We start from the raw sequence: 15,333 nt of genomic DNA, 5'->3' as shown, positions 1-15,333 counted from the left end.
CATGGGATGGCCTCGGGAGATGGCGCGAACGAGCACCAAATCTAGAACTCACGAAGGTTGTCACGTAGATACTCCGACGAATATCCCACACGCGTCCGACCAATTCTTTGTAAAGCTGGCACGAGGCCGTCGGTAATCTCAGCGATGAATCGGCGGGTGAGCGAGTTCGACCCGGTATAAATCAAGAATCCGTCACCGCCTACCTCGTCGACGATCTCCCCCATGCGCTCCGCTACGTGATCGGGCGTCCCCACCAATTCGATCGACGGAGCGAGGTAATCAATGGTCAGCTCGCGCAGAGTTTTACCGCTACCGTGCTGCAGGAAGCTCTCCAGTGATGACTGCTCGCCATTGGTTGTCAAGTCTTGCGGAGGTACTTCGTCGAGCGGAAACTGAGAGAAGTCGATGTCGGTGACGAAAGACAGTTGCAAAAGAATGTTTTCGATGGCCCGGTCGCTGGTCATTCTCCGTTCATTCGCGGCCTGAGCCTCCTCCATAGTGGCACCGAGTACTGGCATCGCGATGAAGAGAACCTTGATGTCGTCAGGGTCTCGACCGTGTGACTGCGCCCGGTTACGGACATCGTCACGAAACTCCCGCATCGTCTCCACGGTGTTGACGTTGGCAACAATCGAGTCGGCGTACTTCGCGGCGAAGTCGCGGCCCTTGGGGGATCCGCCAGCTTGGACGAAGACTGGTTGTCCATTGGGTGGGTGCACCGTGTTGAGCGGACCCGCCGAACGGAAATGCTCCCCGGTGTGGTTCACTGCCCGAACAGTGCCGGGCGCAACATAAGTCCCTGACTCGCGGTCACGGACGATGTTGTCTCGATCCCAGGAATTCCACAGATCTCGGACAAGGTCGACGTACTCATGTGCTACCTCGTAGCGCTTGTCGTGCGGCAGCAGACGATCCATGCCGAAGTTGCGCGCGGCCTGATCTTGACCGGTGGTGACAATGTTCCATCCAAAGCGCCCACCGGCGATGTGGTCGACCGTAGAGACAGTCCGTGCCAGCATGTATGGGGGATAGAAGGCCGTAGACATCGTAGCGATTACGCCTATGCGGTCGGTCGCGGCCGCGATCACCGACGCCAACGGCACTGGGTCGTGTTTCGGCACCCACAGGGCGTGTTTCAGGTACGCATCGAAGGATCGCCCGTATGCATCGGGTACCGATACCGTGTCCTCGAACATCATGTAGTCGAATCCCGCGCGCTCTAGTGACTTCGCCATCTCGACATAGAATCGGCCATCCCATGGCTCTTCAGGCGGCGAGAAGTCGCCGGTGAAATCGTTGGCAAAGAAACCGACGAACCAGCCTAGGTGAAATTTTCGTACAGACATCGAGGTGCCTCCAAATTTCGTATATGGACGAACTGGGTGGAACGTGAGCGTATAGAATGCACCGAGGACGGAGCAGATCTACCGGCCAGGCAGAAGTCCCATTAATTAGGGTGAGCGAATGGCCGCGATAGCCCCCTCGATGTCTTTGCAGACGATTACGCGAGCCCGGGTTGCGGGGGTGATAAATCCTTCGACGGCCGCGTGATCGATGTAGGCGAGCAAGGGGCGGTAGTACTCGTTGTCGTTCAGCAGTACACAGGGTTTGTTGTGAAGTCCTAGGTGTGACCACGTAAGGACCTCGAAGAACTCTTCTGCGGTTCCGACACCGCCGGGGAGGGCAATGAATGCGTCACCAAGTTCGGCCATGAGAGCTTTGCGTTGGTGCATGTCATGGACGACGTGTAGTTCTGTCAGTCCATGATGCGCAGCCTCGGGTATCGCAGTGAAGCTCTCAGGGATCACGCCAACGACGGTTCCGCCGGAGTCCAAGGCCGCGTTCGCGAGGGTGCCCATGAGGCCGACTTGGGCACCACCATAAACGAGGCGCAGCTTCGATCTCGCAATCGCACGCCCCATCCCCTCTGCGAGCTGTCCATATTTGGTCCCGCGCCCTGGCATAGCTCCGCAGAAGACCGTGACGCTCTTGAGGGTCGGGCGGGCCTGTGCCGAGACCGTAGTCGCGGGCATTGGTCGAAGGTTCATCAGTCGAATGACATTCTGTATCCAGGGGCGAGGATTCTGTGTGGGTCGAAGCGACGCTTAGCCTGTGCGATGGCCTGCCATCGCGAACCGAAGTGCGTACACCAATCTCCCGGTGACATGGGGACAGCATTGACTGCGTAGGCCACCCCGCCTACATCCCGAGCCTGTTCATAGAGAAGGCGGTTGCTGGCAATAATTCGGGCTTCGGCCCCTGGGGATGCTGTTCGAAGTACGGCCAACATGAAGAATGTGTCGCCGTGAGGAATCGGAATGAACGGTGCAGTGATCGGCCGTGTTGGAATCGGGTAAACCATGATCAGCCCGGAGTTTCCTAGGTCATCCGTCAATGAGGATCTGGTAGTTTCGATGAACTGCTCGATCTTGTCTGCCGGGATCAGCAGGCTGGCCCATGGATGTGGATAGAACCACTCACCTGAGTGCCGAAGATCAAGCTCCTGATCCGCCATACGGTTGACAAAGTCACCATAATCTACGTCCGAGTTGTATTCGATGCACGAATCGTATTGGAGCGATGACAACAGAGCGTCGTCGTCTGGCTTTCGTGGTGGGGTGAAGTACTTGGCTAGGTCCAGTCGATAACGTAAGTGGCCGTCGTCATCGACACGAATTCGTCCTTGTACATGGTCGAATAGTCTGTTGGACATGGCGCGGAGTTGGTCGTCGAGGAATACGCCGAGGTTGGTATACTGCAATTTGTACTGTCGAACCGACTCGTGAGCAGCGGTCAGACGGATTGTCGCGTTGACAATTACGCCGAATTGACCGAGGCCGCCGCGCACGGCGTCGAAAAGTTCACTGTTCGATGCGGCGGAACATTTCCGAAAATCTCCCGATCCGGTAACTACAGCAAGAGAGTCCACGTTGTCGGTTTGCAAGCCAAAGCCGTGACTCGATCCCCCGAAGCCGCCGACCGAAAGCGTTCCGCCGACGGTGGTCCCGAGATAGTCGGTGAGTACCGGAGGGGTTTGCTGGCGGTTGAGCGTGGCAGCGACCACGTCGCTCCATCGCACACCCGCATCGATCGTTGCCTGCCCCGATCGAACGTCGTGGACGGTGTTGAACTCTTTCATGTCCAGCACGACTCCGCCCTCGGCCTGGCATTGCCCGTAGGTCGAGTGTCCGGATCCGCGCACCGCGAGCGATAGTTTCCGCGCCGCAGCGTAGCGCAGGGCTTCCTGCACGTCGGCCACGGTCCGTGGCACGACAACGACGGACGGTTTCGCATGGATGCAGTTTCCGAAATCAGCCCCGGCGGATGTCAGGTGCATGTCGTCGGTGTGCCAGATCCCGCTCATCTGGCGGTCACACCTGGGGCACCGAAGGTTCTTAAAAATATTTCCTGCTGAAGGACGCCGTGCTCGACATACCGGCCACCCATTGATGCCGCCAGTTCGTCGAGCACCTCCATGGTGAGGTCTCGGTCGGCCAACTCCTTTGGTGTTACGGAATGCGTGGCGCACCAGTCGAGTACACAGTCCAGACCCGCAACCGAGGCTACGAAGTTGTGCTGATCGCCTACAGCCCACGCTTCCGCCAGTTCGGTGAGCAAATTCCTGCCCGTTGAATCTCCCCGCAACATTTGTCGTGCCCTTGCGCACTGCTGGGCAAAGTAGTGTTGCCTATCAGGAATAGGCATGACATTTACGACAGCTGGAAACGGTAGGTTGGATATCGTTTGCGCGAATCGAAGAATGAGCGATATCGAACCGCCCTCCAATACCACCGCTTCGCCGCGGTCAACGTACGAGGTCAGTACCTTTATCAGCCGGTCAAAGGCCTCGTCCGGATCGAAGTTGCCCTGATGTACGGTCCGGTTGTCGAGCCAAACGCGGGTGAGCCCTTCCACTTTCGCGTCGAACGCTCGACCACTGGTGACCAGGAGATCGGAGTAACACTGGATACGGTCGGCAACAACAATCGGAGCCGAGTGACTCAATGCCAACTTGCTCGCTTCGGCGCTTTTTCCAATTCCGGTGGCACCGACGATTGCGTATACGCCAGGTTCCCATTGCCGTCGATCGAGCCTAGCTTGCGTCTGTGCCATGGTTGATTCCTTCATCCCAATTCCGTTCTCTCGCGGGTCGTGCTCAGTCGAGGAAGGAACTGATCGAATTACTCAGGGAACGGGCGTCAAGTCCGTGAATGTGGTCGTGATCGTCGGGGGTGCCGTAGTGGCGATCTACCATCTCACGTCGAACGCCCAGGGAGAGCAGCCGATGGGGATGGCTGACGAGACTGGACGAGACTTGGTGCGCCGAGGTGCCTGCCAGATAGGGCTCGACCAACACGACGTTCGGTCGGTTCACGGCTCGCACCGCGGCACACAGACCGGTGGCGTCGAAGGGGCGAATAGTCGCCGCGTAGAGGATGGTTACGTCGAGCATGGAGGTTGCCGACAGCACCGCATCTAAACAGGGACCGACGGCGAGGACAACTCCGCGGGTGCCGTACTTGATAGGTGTGAACGATGTCCCTCGGACCGCATGAGGGTAACGGTTGACCTGACTCGACAGCCGTAGGTAGACCCGTCCATCGCCTGGTAGCGATTCGAGGAGAAGATCGGCGGCCTCCTGCGGATGGCCAGGCACGTGAACTGTCCAGTTGGGCATCGAATCGATGACGGCGATATCGCCCGGGGTGAAATGGGAGAAGGCGAACTCCGACAAGTCGTAGGAGGCTCCCCAACTGACCAGGACTGCGCCGACATCCTGCTGGGCGAAGTTCAGCTTTATTTGTTCAAGAGGCCGCTCGACGAGAAAGGCGGCGACTGTGTGTACCACGGGTCGCATGCCACACATGGCGAGCCCGCCGGCTACCCCCATCATCAGCTGTTCCCTGATCCCTACGTTGATCACGCGGTTGGCATCTGCGATCGCGGCCGCTTTGAAGAGGTGGGCTCCGATGTCGGCCAGCACAACTACGGCGCGGGGGTCTGTTTCCAATGCACCAGACATGGTCGTTCCGAATGCGGTCCACATGTCAGTGTGGTTGAAGGACTCTGGTTCTTGCGTGTCTGCGGAATTCATGGCGATTCATCTCTGCTGAATGGGCGAACGGGCCGATTGCCGAGTCACGGTGGCGACCACCGCGAGCGGTCTGTCGTTGTGATCTCGATTCAAAGCCGCAGCGATCTCCTCATGGTCCGCACCGTTGATGTTGATTGTGTCCCAACCCTCACCGTCGAACCGTTTATCGATTCCATGCGGCCAACCCATACTTGCCGTGCCGTTGTCCAGGACGATGACCGTCAGTTGGTTCAAGCGCGCGCGTCCTGCAAAAGCCATCGCCTCGTGGTTGCTGCCCTCATCGAACTCTCCATCGCCGATGAGCACGAAGACTCTCGGTGCGTGACGCTTTTGTATACGGAGTCCCATCGCGACGCCCACGGCGAGCGGCAAGCCATGGCCGAGCGAGCCACCCGACATTTCTACACCCGAGATTTTGGTTCGATCCGGCGCGAAGCCGAGTGGTGAGTTCTTTGTCGCCCAGGTATCGAGGAGCTCTGGTCGGAGGAACCCTTTGGCCGCAAGTACCGCGTAGTAGGCCATCGGGCCGTGACCTTTGGACAGCAAGAAGCGGTCCCGGTCGTCGTCGTCGGGGCTCTCGGGGGATATGTTGAGGATTTCGTCGTAGAGTACCCACAGCACGTCCATCGTCGATGAGGATGAGAACGAGTGCCTTTCGTCTCCCCGCATACGGGAAATCAGAGCAGGCAGATCGTCATAGCTGAATTCGGTTGGCTCTTGTCGCATCGCATTCTCTTCGAAGCGGATAGCAGTAGCTGGGCAGGAACGTGCAGCCGCGCGGACCAGCGGATGGTTGTCTGGGGAAGGTTTGTCCACGAGCAATGTGACTGTGCCGTCGTCACTCTGCTCGAAGACCTCGGGCGCGACGAGCACGCACTGACCGGAGCCGAAACACCTCCGCTCGTTCACGACGACTTTCATGACCGCTCGCTTCTCACCACGTCAGCTGTAGTTCTTCGAGGCCGAGAACAATGCTGGCGGAGCGGAGCCGAACGTCGTGCGAGGGTGAGAGGGCTAGGTCGGGAAAGCGCCTCAGTACCGCCGGCACGGCCGTGCGCAGGGTCATCCGAGCGAGTGAATGCCCAAGACAGAAATGGACGCCATGCCCGAAGGCGAGGTGACCGGCTACTCCCCTGGTGATATCGAGGTCGTCGGGTCTGTCCGTCAGATTGCTGTCGCGATTCGCGGCCAGTAGGGACGGGATGACGAAAGATCCTGCCGGAATGGTCACCCCGGCGATTTGCACCTCGGTTACTGCCATGCGCGGTGGCTGCGAATGGGCGACCGACAACCACCGCAATAATTCCTCAATTCCGGAATCGACGCAGTTCGGATCCTCGATCATCATGGCGGCTTGTTCCGGGTGATGCAAAAGGGCCAGTACACTGAGGCCGATCATGCTTGCCGTGGTCTCGTGTCCACCGAGCATGATCAGACTGATGATGCTGATAAGTTCGTCGGTGCTGAGGTTGTCGCCGATCTTGCGCGCCAGAATTCCCAACAAGTCGTCACCGGGTTGTTCCTGCGCACGGGTAACCAGGGTGGCCATGTATCGACGGTCTTCTCGCTGGGCAACCGCTCGTTGTTCTGCAGATGCCGACAGATCCAGGAGGCGTGCTGTTCGATCTCGCAATTCGTCGCGATCGGCATAGGGCACTCCCAACAGCTCACACAGTACGAGCAAAGAGACTGGTAGCGCGTAACGGTCCATAAGGTCGGCGGGTTGTCCGGCTTGCTCGAGACCATCCAAGGCACTGTCCACTATCTCGTCGATCCGCGGCTGCAGGCGACTGAGCCGGTGCACTGAGAACTCCGCAGCGAGGATATGACGCAAGCGGGTGTGGTCGGGGGGATCGAGTCCGATGAGGTTACCGGCGCGCATGGCGGCTAGTTCATCTTCAATCACATCGTCGCCGCCACTGGGTATTGCGAACATTGGCGTGTGGGCGTTGCTGAACCGGTTCGAGTCTGCGAAGATTCGCCGGACGTCTTCGTAACGGCAGACGAGAAAAGCCGGGGCCCCGTAGAGTTCTCCCACTGGGATAACACCGTCGCGGTCACGGACCTGGGCGAGCTCTTCGGTCGGGTTCAGGCCGTTGCGTCGCATTTCCAAAGGTAAATCAGCCGTTCCGGCCATACCGGAATCCCTTCGATTGTTTGTAGAAGGACGAAGTGGCGCGCCGATGCCGAGGATCGCTGGCGCGTGGATAACTCGGATATCTCAGATCACCGCTACAGACGCTCGCAAGCGATAACCAAGTAGTCGATGCTGCGTTCGCGGAAGCCCTGGAGGAATGGTTCCTCGACACCTGTGCGCAACGCTGCCTGGTTGCGCAGGTCCCAGTACGGGATGGCTTCGTCGGTGTATCGCTGAACGTGATACGGCACCAGACCATTTGCTGCCAGAGTTTGGAAATAAGTACTGCGCGTGTGCATAGCGCACAGATATTCTTCGTCGATCAACCGGGATGCCTCGGAACGCTCAGCAACTACGTCGTTGCGGCACCAGGTGACGGCGACATAGCGGCCGCCGGGGCGCAGCAACCGGGCGAACTCGGTGAACGCCTCCCCTAGGTCGACGCACATCGTGGTTTCGTTCGAGACAATGTAATCGAAGGTGTTGTCCTCGAAGGGGGTCTGAACCATGTTTGCGAAGTGGAATTGCACACGGTCCGAACTCCCGCGTTCACGGGCCAACTTCTCTGCGAACTCGACATGGTGAGCGCAGTAGTTCACCCCGTCTACCCGGCAGCCGAATCGATCAGCGATTGTGAAGGTCGTTCCGCCTCGCCCCGATCCCGCGTCCATGACACGAGAGCTCGGTGAGACCTCCCCTAATGCATCGACGATAAGGTTGATTTCCAGCGACTCCATCCGGTGAAGTTCGCGCAGGATCAGTGACTCCCGCAGCTCCGCAGGTGCCGCGAGTACAGAGTGATCGTAGTCACCGATTCCGTAGTGGTGGTGGTACAAGCCGTCTTCAGTGCCCAGCAGCAGATTGATATCGTCGGATTTTTTGGCATCCCAGTAGCGGCGCTGCTGTACGTCGTGCTGGCCGAGGTCTGCCACGTCGAGGTTCGGCATTTCAGGCTCCTTCAAGTTTGTGGTTTCCGGGTGGATGTCTCAGATGCGTTCGGCCGCAATCACCAGGTAGTTCAGTGACCCGTCGCTGTAGCCGCTGAGGAACGCATCCTCAACGCCGGTGCGGAGTTTGCTGTTGTTGCGTAGCTCCCAGTACGGCATAGCTTCGTGTGTGTACTGAGCCACGTGGTACGGAATCAGGCCGTTTGCCGCGAATGCCTCGAAGTAGGTGCTTCGGCGGTGCATTCGGCATACGTAGTGCTCATCGATCTGCCTTGTCGCGTCCGAGCGTGGGTCGACTGCGTCGTTGCGGCACCAGGTGGTCATTACGTAGCGACCGCCCCGTCGCAGTAGGCGGGAGAACTCGGCCATTGCTTCGTAAGCATCGGCGTACATCGTCGTCTCGTTGGAGACCACGAAATCGAAAGTGCGATCAGGAAATGGTGCCTGCAGCATGTTCCCTAGGTGGAATTGAACGCGGCTATCCCAACCGCGTTTGCGTGCGATCTGCTCGGCGAACGCAACGTGATGTTCGCAAAAATTGACGCCGTCGATTCGGCTCTCCGTCGCTCCAGCGAGACGAAAAGATGTTCCCCCGCGACCTGACCCGGCATCCATGCCGCGAGAGTTGGGCGGCAAAGGACCGAGGGCGTCGAGGATCAGTCCGACTTGATCATTCTCCATTCGATGCAACTCTCGCAAAATCGCGTTCTCTCGATCCTCACCTACGGAATCCAGAATAGAGCGGTCGAAATCGCCAATCGCGTAGTGATGGTGGTAAAGATCATCATCAGCGCCCAGTAGGAGATTGATGTCATCGGTTGTTTTAGCGTCCCAGTGAGCTTTCAACTCACGTTCATAGTCATCGCGCGCATATTGATCTGCCGAGATCATCACTGTCTCCTTCTTCGGTTCTCCCCAAAATTCCTGTATCTCAAGTCGACATGTCGAGTGAGCCATTGCGGCCTGTAAGGTCGGCGACTTGTTGGTGTCTTCGACGCTACTTATCGAAATTAATTGCGGAAATACCTCCACAGCTCTTCGTCGCGAAGCGACAAAAATTTGGCACCGTGCGACAAGTGGGTTCGATGTTTCCTTTCGGGGTCCAGTGCAGGTAGGCACCCATCTGGGCCGGGCCGTGAGGAGACTATGAAAGCCGCAACCGGTCAATGATCAAGTCCTCGGAGTCGGGCCCTCCAAAGTCGACAACGACTAGATGCCACGTCTACCGCGAGAACCCGCAGCTCAATCGTCTTATGCCGTGAAGGCGATGCACTGATCGGCGCGAGTGCACGCGGACGTGACGGAGTTGCGTGGGCGCGTGGTGGCTACCGTGGACGGATAGCCGGACCGTCACTACCTCGAGCAAGGTCAAGAATTTTATCTTGATGAATCCGTCACCCGGTCGTATGCTTGTTGGCCAGCGAGTTCGATCACGTCGACGCGGCGCGCCGGTACGAGAGTCTTCGTTCCGGTCTTGATCACTCGGAATTGATCGGTGGATGTGTTCTCGAACTAGCTGGGTTCCGCGTAAAATCTTCTGAATTCCGAAGGCGAGCAACCCTTTAACTCGCGAAATAGCCGAGAAAGTCTCGACTGGTCACTAAGCCCCCATCGCGCACTGATCTCGCCTATCGGTATCTGTTGTAAGCTTGGGTCGATCAAATCGGCAGCGCACCTTTCAATGCGCTCATATGCTATATAAGCGGACAGGGTTCGCTCCTCTCGCTCGAAAGCGCGATGCAGCTGACGAACCGATACATGTAGTTTGCGCGCGAGTAGGTCGGGATTGAGCGTGGGATCAGAAAGATTCTTCTCGATCATCAAGCGCGCCGTCGCTACGAGGCCGGATTGCTGGTCAGGCGGTGCGTGGCCATGTGGCGGGTGCATTCCTTCCCACGCCAGTAATCGAACGGCTGATATGACATTATGAGCCGTGAACGTGTTCAGCATTCCAATTTCTCTCGAAGTAGAATGTAATGTATCTGAGAGTATTTTCCCCGTACCTTCAGCGTTTGGCACGACGCGAAGACCTCGACCCGAGGCGGCGTCGAAGTCTTCTCTTGGGCCTACCCTCTGCCGTAACGTGACCACCGCTAAACAGCTGGGACGGGTTACAGTCATTGTATAGCTGTAATCGCTATAGTATAGGCCAATGCCTCCGCTCTTCAGCGATATTTGGACGCCGTTCTGCGACAGAATTACTTCGCCCGATAAGACGTATTGAATCCTCACGGCGAATCGTGGATCGGCTTCGAGATCAACCTGTCGACGAGTAATCTCTCCTGGTCCGCACCGAATCGACGCTACGCTGTCCCCATCGTCTATTCGCGCAGTGAGTCGTGTCATACACTGTCGTTCAGGCGCGTGACACGCGGTTCCGTACACGGTGTACAGCTCATGACTACGCTCCTCGCTAGATGCGTGGTCGGACGTTTTGATCAGAGTTGTGGCATTGCGGTCGTTATGGTCATTGTCTTGGAACCTTTTTGAAGGTTCTCTATCGGTTGCAGCCATTTTCGCCCCCCGGCGCGAATCGTGTTCGGTCTTCAATCTGCTCATGTCCAGAGTCCGGCAGAACCGGCAACATCAACGGCCACAGGCCGACGTGCTGTAGCGGCTTCGACAGGTCGGGGCAGGATGTCCGCTCCACGTTACTACGGCCTGTTGGTGAAGTGATTGGAGTGATCTCTATGTGGTGTAGTCCGCGTTTATTCGAATGTATTCATCGGTGAGGTCGCAACCGAACACTCTCCAGGTGTCGGTGCCGATTCCGAGGTCTACGTTGATCTCGACGGTGGCAGTTGCAAGGTGTTCACGAACCACCTCGACGGTGTCGTGCTGGTTGAGTGACGAGCTCGGATACACATCGATGTCCGCGAATGCGACTCGGATTCTGTCGGGTTCTATGTCCACCTCGTTGCTACATTTTCCGATGGCCATGAGAACTCGACCCCAGTTGGGGTCTTCACCGTGGATCATCGTCTTGACCAAGGGAGAGTTGATGATCGACTTCCCGACCACGCGCGCTTGGCGCTCGCTCGATGCACCCGAGACTGTGGTGACGATCAGCTTGGTCGCACCTTCGCCGTCGCTGGCAATCATTTTCACCAGATCCGTGCACACTTCCTCGAGAGCCTGTTCGAACTCGGTATCGGGTACCGGGCCGGCGGCACCATTGGCGAAGACCGCCGCTGTGTCGCTGGTGGAGGTGTCGGTGTCGATCGAGACCGAGTTGTAGGTGCGGTCGACAACGTCACGAAAGATTCGGTCGAGCGTGTCCTGGGGGACGTCGGCGTCGGTGAAGACAAACGACAGCATGGTCGCCATGTCCGGTTCTATCATCCCGACGCCCTTTGCGATTCCGACGATGGTGCTAGTGCCGACGGTTCGTTCGGAGACTTTGGCGCGAGTGTCGGTGGTCATGATCGCTCGGGCCACCGCGTGCGCGTCGAGTGGTGTTCCCTGGCCGAGCCCGTCGAGTCCGGTGCGGATGGTGTCCATCGGATATTGCACTCCGATGACTCCGGTGGAGGCCATGATCAGGGCTTCGGGTTCGATTCCTACGGTTCGTGCGACGGAGGCGCGTATCTCGCTGGCGTTGCGGAGCCCTTCCGTGCCGGTCGCGACGTTGGCGTTCTTGGCCAACACGAGGACCCCGCGCGGACTGGTCTGCTCGATCGAGGTCTTGCTCAAGGTGACGCAGGGGCCGGCGAACAGTGACTTTGTGAAGACGGCCGAGGAGGTGCACGGCCTGTCGGAGATGACCATGGAGAAGTCGTCTCTACCTTCGTCTGCGAGTCCCAAATGGGTTGTCCAGCAGTGAAACCCCTGTGGTGACGCGGCGCTCATGGCTGCCCTTTCTGATCCGTGTGATGTTGAAGTCAGGACGCTCTGGACCATGCCAGCAATGCGCGCCGGTCGGGCTTGCCGACAGACGTTTTCGGCCAGTCGGACATCAAAGTGATCTTTCCGATGAGACCGTAGCTGTTCATCACTTTGGTGACGCGAAGGTGGATTCGTCCGAGGTCTGCCCCGGTAGGTGCCAGGCGGCACAGTACCGTCGTCGGCTTGTCTGCTCCTGTGGCCGTCGGGGCGAACACGACGACCTCGTCCACCTCGTCGAGTGCGGTGATCTCGTCGACCAGAACGCCTGCCGAACAGAGTTGACCTTGGTTGTTTGTCCATACGTCATCGATGCGGCCCAGGACGTTGATGGCACCGTTGTCGTGGACCATCACCGCGTCCCCGCTTCGATACCAGCCGTCCGTGAATGCGCTCTGTGTACGGTCCGGGTCTCCCCAGTAGCCTTCGGCTCGGTGCGCTCGGCGGAATTCGGGCTCGCCCACTCGATAGGTATCTGCGTCGATTCCGTGGATGGGGCGCACTCGCATCTCCACCCCGGGTAGGGGTCGCAGTTCGGCCGCGCTCTGCAACTGTGGCCGCAGATCTGCGCACATGATGCCGCATTCGGTGGCCCCGTAGAGCCTGCGTAGGTTGACTCCGCACCGCTGGTGGATCAGCCGTGCAGTGGTCGGCGTCAGGAGAGCCCCGCCCGTCAGTGCGGTGGTCAGGTGTTCACCCATTCGCTCCGATGCCGCCGGTGACGCTGCGATCGCGTCGTAGTGCGAGGGAAGGGCGCTCATATAGGTACCGTTCCAGTCGCCGATCGCTTTCGCGAGGGCAGAGGCCGGGAGACCGGCGTCGAGGTGCACCGTGGGTGCTCCCGAGAGCAAGCCCGCGAGAACGTGAACGTCCATCCCGTGCGCGAAATCGAGGGGGTGGATGTTGATGATCACATCGTCGGCTGTCAGACCGAGCTGCTGGCACCAGTCGGTGCGGTCGGCGAACAGCGATTCCTCGGTCCAGTACACCCATTTCGGCTCACCACTCGATCCGGATGTTTCGAGGATTCTTCCTCGCATGGCGTTGTGCTCGGTCGCGTCGTGGTGGCGCGTTGGGTTGCAGTATCGGAGCTTTCGGGTTGCTGCATTGAACACAGAGCCCAGTTCGGGCAGGTCGGGGTCGATGTCGTGGTCGGTGATGGCGTGCCAGCGGCGGCCCAGTGCACTCAGTCGTTCCCATGCTGGATGCCGTGTCCGGCTCGCCAGGTGCACGCCGCCGGCGGCCATCGTTCCCAGTAGTGCTGCAACGAAGTCGGCGGCCCCGGGGTGGTGATCGACGACGACCACGTCGCCTTCGTCGATCACCGGTGCCAGTGCATCACGCCATGCCATCGCAGCGGCCGACAGCTCCCCGAACGTCGTATGGCGTCGTCCCTGGTGAAGTGCGTCCTGGTCCTGTTCGGGCATGCTGTTCAGTGCGGCGAGGAACCCTCGCGCGTCAGACATTGATCTGTCCTCGGAACAGGTGTCTGACGCTGCCCGGTTCGATCGTTGTCCGCCCGTGCAGAACCTGTTCGTTGTCGAGGACGAGAAGGTCGCCCGGGGCCCAGTCGTGCGAGTAGAAGCTGGTACTGCCCCGCAGGTAGGAATCGAGCCGCGCGAAGACGGCCCGGCTGTCTTCTTCGGTCGAGCCCGCCAGACGGACCGACCATCCTGCGGGGGTGGTCCGTTCCTCGGGGAACGGAAGTGCCACGTTCAACCGCGTTGTCCCCGTAGCTGATCGCACTGTAGGTGGAATCGACAGCCAGCGGTGCGCGACGTCGGGAAAGTGGGATTGGTCGGTGACGTAGTACTCCCAATCGACGTCGGTCACCGTGCTCAGGTCCGGTGGGAGTGTCGCATCGAGTAGTTCCGATTGCAGACAGAGTTCTGTGCGTCCGGATCCTGTGGGCTGATCGACTGCATTGCAATACAGCGCAATGTATTTGGGACAGGTCCCGACAAGTGTGCCGTCGGTGTGCAGAGGCAGGCCGCTGCGCCCGGTGACGACGCGGTCCGGTAGCGGGCTTGCGTCGAGATCGAGCAGACCTGCGCTTCCGGTGCCGAACCGATGCGTGGCGAGAGTCCCGAGCCCCTGCACGAAGACCTCGAAGTCGCTTCTGCCGAAGTCGACGGCGCCGACCAGAGCGAATCCATCCCGGGTGGCCACCGCCGCGAGATCTCCGGGATCGATTGCCGTCACCGCTGCTCACCGCCGACCGCAACATCGTGGTTTCCCAGTGGGACCTCATCGAGCGTCTGTGCCCGAATTCGGGCACAGACGGCAGCCAGTTGTTCTCCGAGGGCACCGTCCAACCCCGCTGACAAACCCGCCCCTTGGTGGATTGCTACTTTTCTCCCGAACGCAGTCTCACGGGGCAGTTGGTAGCCCGCGAGCTTGCGGAGGTAGTACTTTTCGATACCGTCGACGGTCTTCAGCTGAGCGGGGACACACTGTTGAATGTGCAGTAGAGCAGGACTCCAGTACGGGTGGTACATGCGCGGCCCTGGGGTGAATTGGCCGGTCACCATCATTCCTGATGCGCTGGCGTCGTCGATACGCTCGTTCAGATCGCCGGCGATTGCGCCCATACCGAAATCGCTTCCGGCGTTGAGCAGATCGCTGCCGAGTCCGGTCACGAGGTCGGCACCACATGCTCGCGCCAACTCGAAGGCCACTGTTACCAGCAGATGCACGGTGATGACTTCTGCATCATCGGATTGCGTGTGCTGCATGCACGGGTAGATCGCCGCTGTCGATTCCTGTGCGGTGACGTCGATGACGTCGAGCGGCAGACCGACGTGGCGCGCTGTTCGAGAGGCACCGTCGATTTCGTCACCCCAGGGTGTGCGGAGGGTCAGTGCACGGACGTCGGCACCGGCCCTCCACAAGTAGGAGGCGAGGAGTCCGGAGTCGACACCACCGGAGAGCAGCAAGCGAATAGGACGACCCGACGATGCAATTTCCGTTGCTGCGGTGCGTAATCCATGGTCGAGCCACCCCATGGCCTGTTCGAGCGAACACCTTGGGACACCGCCCGGCGGCGACGATCGGGGGGTTGCGCGGTGCACCGACAACTCGCCGTCGGTGGAGCAGACCAGGGTCGTCCCGGGGCGAAGTGCCGTGGTGGTTCCTACACGGTGACCGACACTCGCGGCAGTCGCCGCGAATTGCGATCCCACCGCCCATGTCCGTGCATCATCGGTGCGGGAGAGAAAGACTCGGCATTCGCCGTGCAGCGGCGTTGTGATCATGACTGTTCCGTCGTTGCG

Annotated in this window: 14 protein-coding genes; all 14 read right to left on the bottom strand. The window is 59.3% G+C overall.

Going from position 1 to position 15,333, the window contains the following annotated elements; all coding sequences use genetic code 11:
- Window positions 1-41: 41 nt before the first annotated feature.
- Window positions 42-1,346, bottom strand: a complete 1,305-nt coding sequence (locus tag BH93_RS27320; RefSeq protein ID WP_037174553.1) for an NtaA/DmoA family FMN-dependent monooxygenase — start codon at window positions 1,344-1,346, stop codon at window positions 42-44.
- Between the two features lie 105 nt (window positions 1,347-1,451).
- A complete protein-coding gene (locus BH93_RS27315; protein ID WP_277950850.1) occupies window positions 1,452-2,033 on the bottom strand; it encodes a TIGR00730 family Rossman fold protein in 582 nt (193 codons plus the stop codon).
- 14 nt (window positions 2,034-2,047) lie between these two features.
- Window positions 2,048-3,364, bottom strand: coding sequence for an FAD-binding protein (locus BH93_RS27310; RefSeq protein WP_037174552.1), 1,317 nt, complete (start codon window positions 3,362-3,364; stop codon window positions 2,048-2,050).
- Window positions 3,361-4,128 (bottom strand): adenylate dimethylallyltransferase Fas4, encoded by a 768-nt coding sequence (gene fas4 / locus BH93_RS27305; protein WP_037174551.1) that lies wholly within the window; start codon window positions 4,126-4,128, stop codon window positions 3,361-3,363. Before fas4 ends, BH93_RS27310 begins: the two co-directional genes overlap by 4 nt.
- Before the next feature lie 28 nt (window positions 4,129-4,156).
- Entirely contained in the window at window positions 4,157-5,095 is a 939-nt protein-coding gene (locus BH93_RS27300; RefSeq protein ID WP_155290983.1) for a transketolase family protein, read from the bottom strand.
- Window positions 5,096-5,101: 6 nt separating this feature from the next.
- Window positions 5,102-6,016, bottom strand: a complete 915-nt coding sequence (locus BH93_RS27295; protein WP_080739086.1) for a 4Fe-4S domain-containing protein — start codon at window positions 6,014-6,016, stop codon at window positions 5,102-5,104.
- Window positions 6,017-6,029: 13 nt separating this feature from the next.
- Window positions 6,030-7,232, bottom strand: a complete 1,203-nt coding sequence (locus BH93_RS27285) for a cytochrome P450 (protein WP_037174550.1) — start codon at window positions 7,230-7,232, stop codon at window positions 6,030-6,032.
- 95 nt (window positions 7,233-7,327) lie between these two features.
- Window positions 7,328-8,179: an SAM-dependent methyltransferase gene (locus BH93_RS27280; protein ID WP_037174549.1), complete on the bottom strand. Its 852-nt coding sequence runs from the start codon at window positions 8,177-8,179 to the stop codon at window positions 7,328-7,330.
- Window positions 8,180-8,218: 39 nt separating this feature from the next.
- Complete coding sequence (locus tag BH93_RS27275; protein ID WP_037174547.1) at window positions 8,219-9,070, bottom strand: SAM-dependent methyltransferase; 852 nt, start codon at window positions 9,068-9,070, stop codon at window positions 8,219-8,221.
- Window positions 9,071-9,691: 621 nt separating this feature from the next.
- A complete protein-coding gene (locus BH93_RS28345; protein WP_165712989.1) occupies window positions 9,692-10,000 on the bottom strand; it encodes a helix-turn-helix transcriptional regulator in 309 nt (102 codons plus the stop codon).
- 867 nt (window positions 10,001-10,867) lie between these two features.
- Window positions 10,868-12,028: a bifunctional glutamate N-acetyltransferase/amino-acid acetyltransferase ArgJ gene (argJ, locus tag BH93_RS27265; protein ID WP_037174545.1), complete on the bottom strand. Its 1,161-nt coding sequence runs from the start codon at window positions 12,026-12,028 to the stop codon at window positions 10,868-10,870.
- Window positions 12,029-12,060: 32 nt separating this feature from the next.
- Entirely contained in the window at window positions 12,061-13,527 is a 1,467-nt protein-coding gene (locus tag BH93_RS27260; protein ID WP_037174544.1) for a class I adenylate-forming enzyme family protein, read from the bottom strand.
- Window positions 13,520-14,263: a TauD/TfdA family dioxygenase gene (locus tag BH93_RS27255; RefSeq protein WP_037174543.1), complete on the bottom strand. Its 744-nt coding sequence runs from the start codon at window positions 14,261-14,263 to the stop codon at window positions 13,520-13,522. Before BH93_RS27255 ends, BH93_RS27260 begins: the two co-directional genes overlap by 8 nt.
- Window positions 14,260-15,315 carry an asparagine synthase C-terminal domain-containing protein gene (locus tag BH93_RS27250; RefSeq protein WP_165712987.1) on the bottom strand — a complete coding sequence of 352 codons (1,056 nt, stop codon included), beginning with the start codon at window positions 15,313-15,315 and terminating at the stop codon, window positions 14,260-14,262. The genes BH93_RS27255 and BH93_RS27250 overlap by 4 nt, the downstream gene beginning before the upstream one ends.
- Window positions 15,316-15,333 lie beyond the last annotated feature (18 nt).

This window comes from Rhodococcoides fascians A25f (assembly GCF_000760935.2).
Classification (GTDB): Bacteria; Actinomycetota; Actinomycetes; order Mycobacteriales; family Mycobacteriaceae; genus Rhodococcoides.
The sequence above is the reverse complement of the archived record's forward strand: the minus strand, read 5'-3'. Positions and strand labels throughout refer to the sequence as shown.

Bases quoted from the DNA above. Each gene is read 5' to 3' on its own strand.
- BH93_RS28345 (WP_165712989.1), bottom strand. From the start codon at position 10,000: ATGATCGAGAAGAATCTTTCTGATCCCACGCTCAATCCCGACCTACTC.
- fas4 (WP_037174551.1), bottom strand. From the start codon at position 4,128: ATGAAGGAATCAACCATGGCACAGACGCAAGCTAGGCTCGATCGACGG.
- BH93_RS27260 (WP_037174544.1), bottom strand. From the start codon at position 13,527: ATGTCTGACGCGCGAGGGTTCCTCGCCGCACTGAACAGCATGCCCGAA.
- BH93_RS27295 (WP_080739086.1), bottom strand. From the start codon at position 6,016: ATGAAAGTCGTCGTGAACGAGCGGAGGTGTTTCGGCTCCGGTCAGTGC.
- BH93_RS27275 (WP_037174547.1), bottom strand. From the start codon at position 9,070: ATGATCTCGGCAGATCAATATGCGCGCGATGACTATGAACGTGAGTTG.
- BH93_RS27280 (WP_037174549.1), bottom strand. From the start codon at position 8,179: ATGCCGAACCTCGACGTGGCAGACCTCGGCCAGCACGACGTACAGCAG.
- BH93_RS27285 (WP_037174550.1), bottom strand. From the start codon at position 7,232: ATGGCCGGAACGGCTGATTTACCTTTGGAAATGCGACGCAACGGCCTG.
- BH93_RS27315 (WP_277950850.1), bottom strand. From the start codon at position 2,033: ATGCCCGCGACTACGGTCTCGGCACAGGCCCGCCCGACCCTCAAGAGC.
- BH93_RS27250 (WP_165712987.1), bottom strand. From the start codon at position 15,315: ATGATCACAACGCCGCTGCACGGCGAATGCCGAGTCTTTCTCTCCCGC.
- BH93_RS27310 (WP_037174552.1), bottom strand. From the start codon at position 3,364: ATGAGCGGGATCTGGCACACCGACGACATGCACCTGACATCCGCCGGG.
- BH93_RS27300 (WP_155290983.1), bottom strand. From the start codon at position 5,095: ATGAATTCCGCAGACACGCAAGAACCAGAGTCCTTCAACCACACTGAC.
- BH93_RS27320 (WP_037174553.1), bottom strand. From the start codon at position 1,346: ATGTCTGTACGAAAATTTCACCTAGGCTGGTTCGTCGGTTTCTTTGCC.
- argJ (WP_037174545.1), bottom strand. From the start codon at position 12,028: ATGAGCGCCGCGTCACCACAGGGGTTTCACTGCTGGACAACCCATTTG.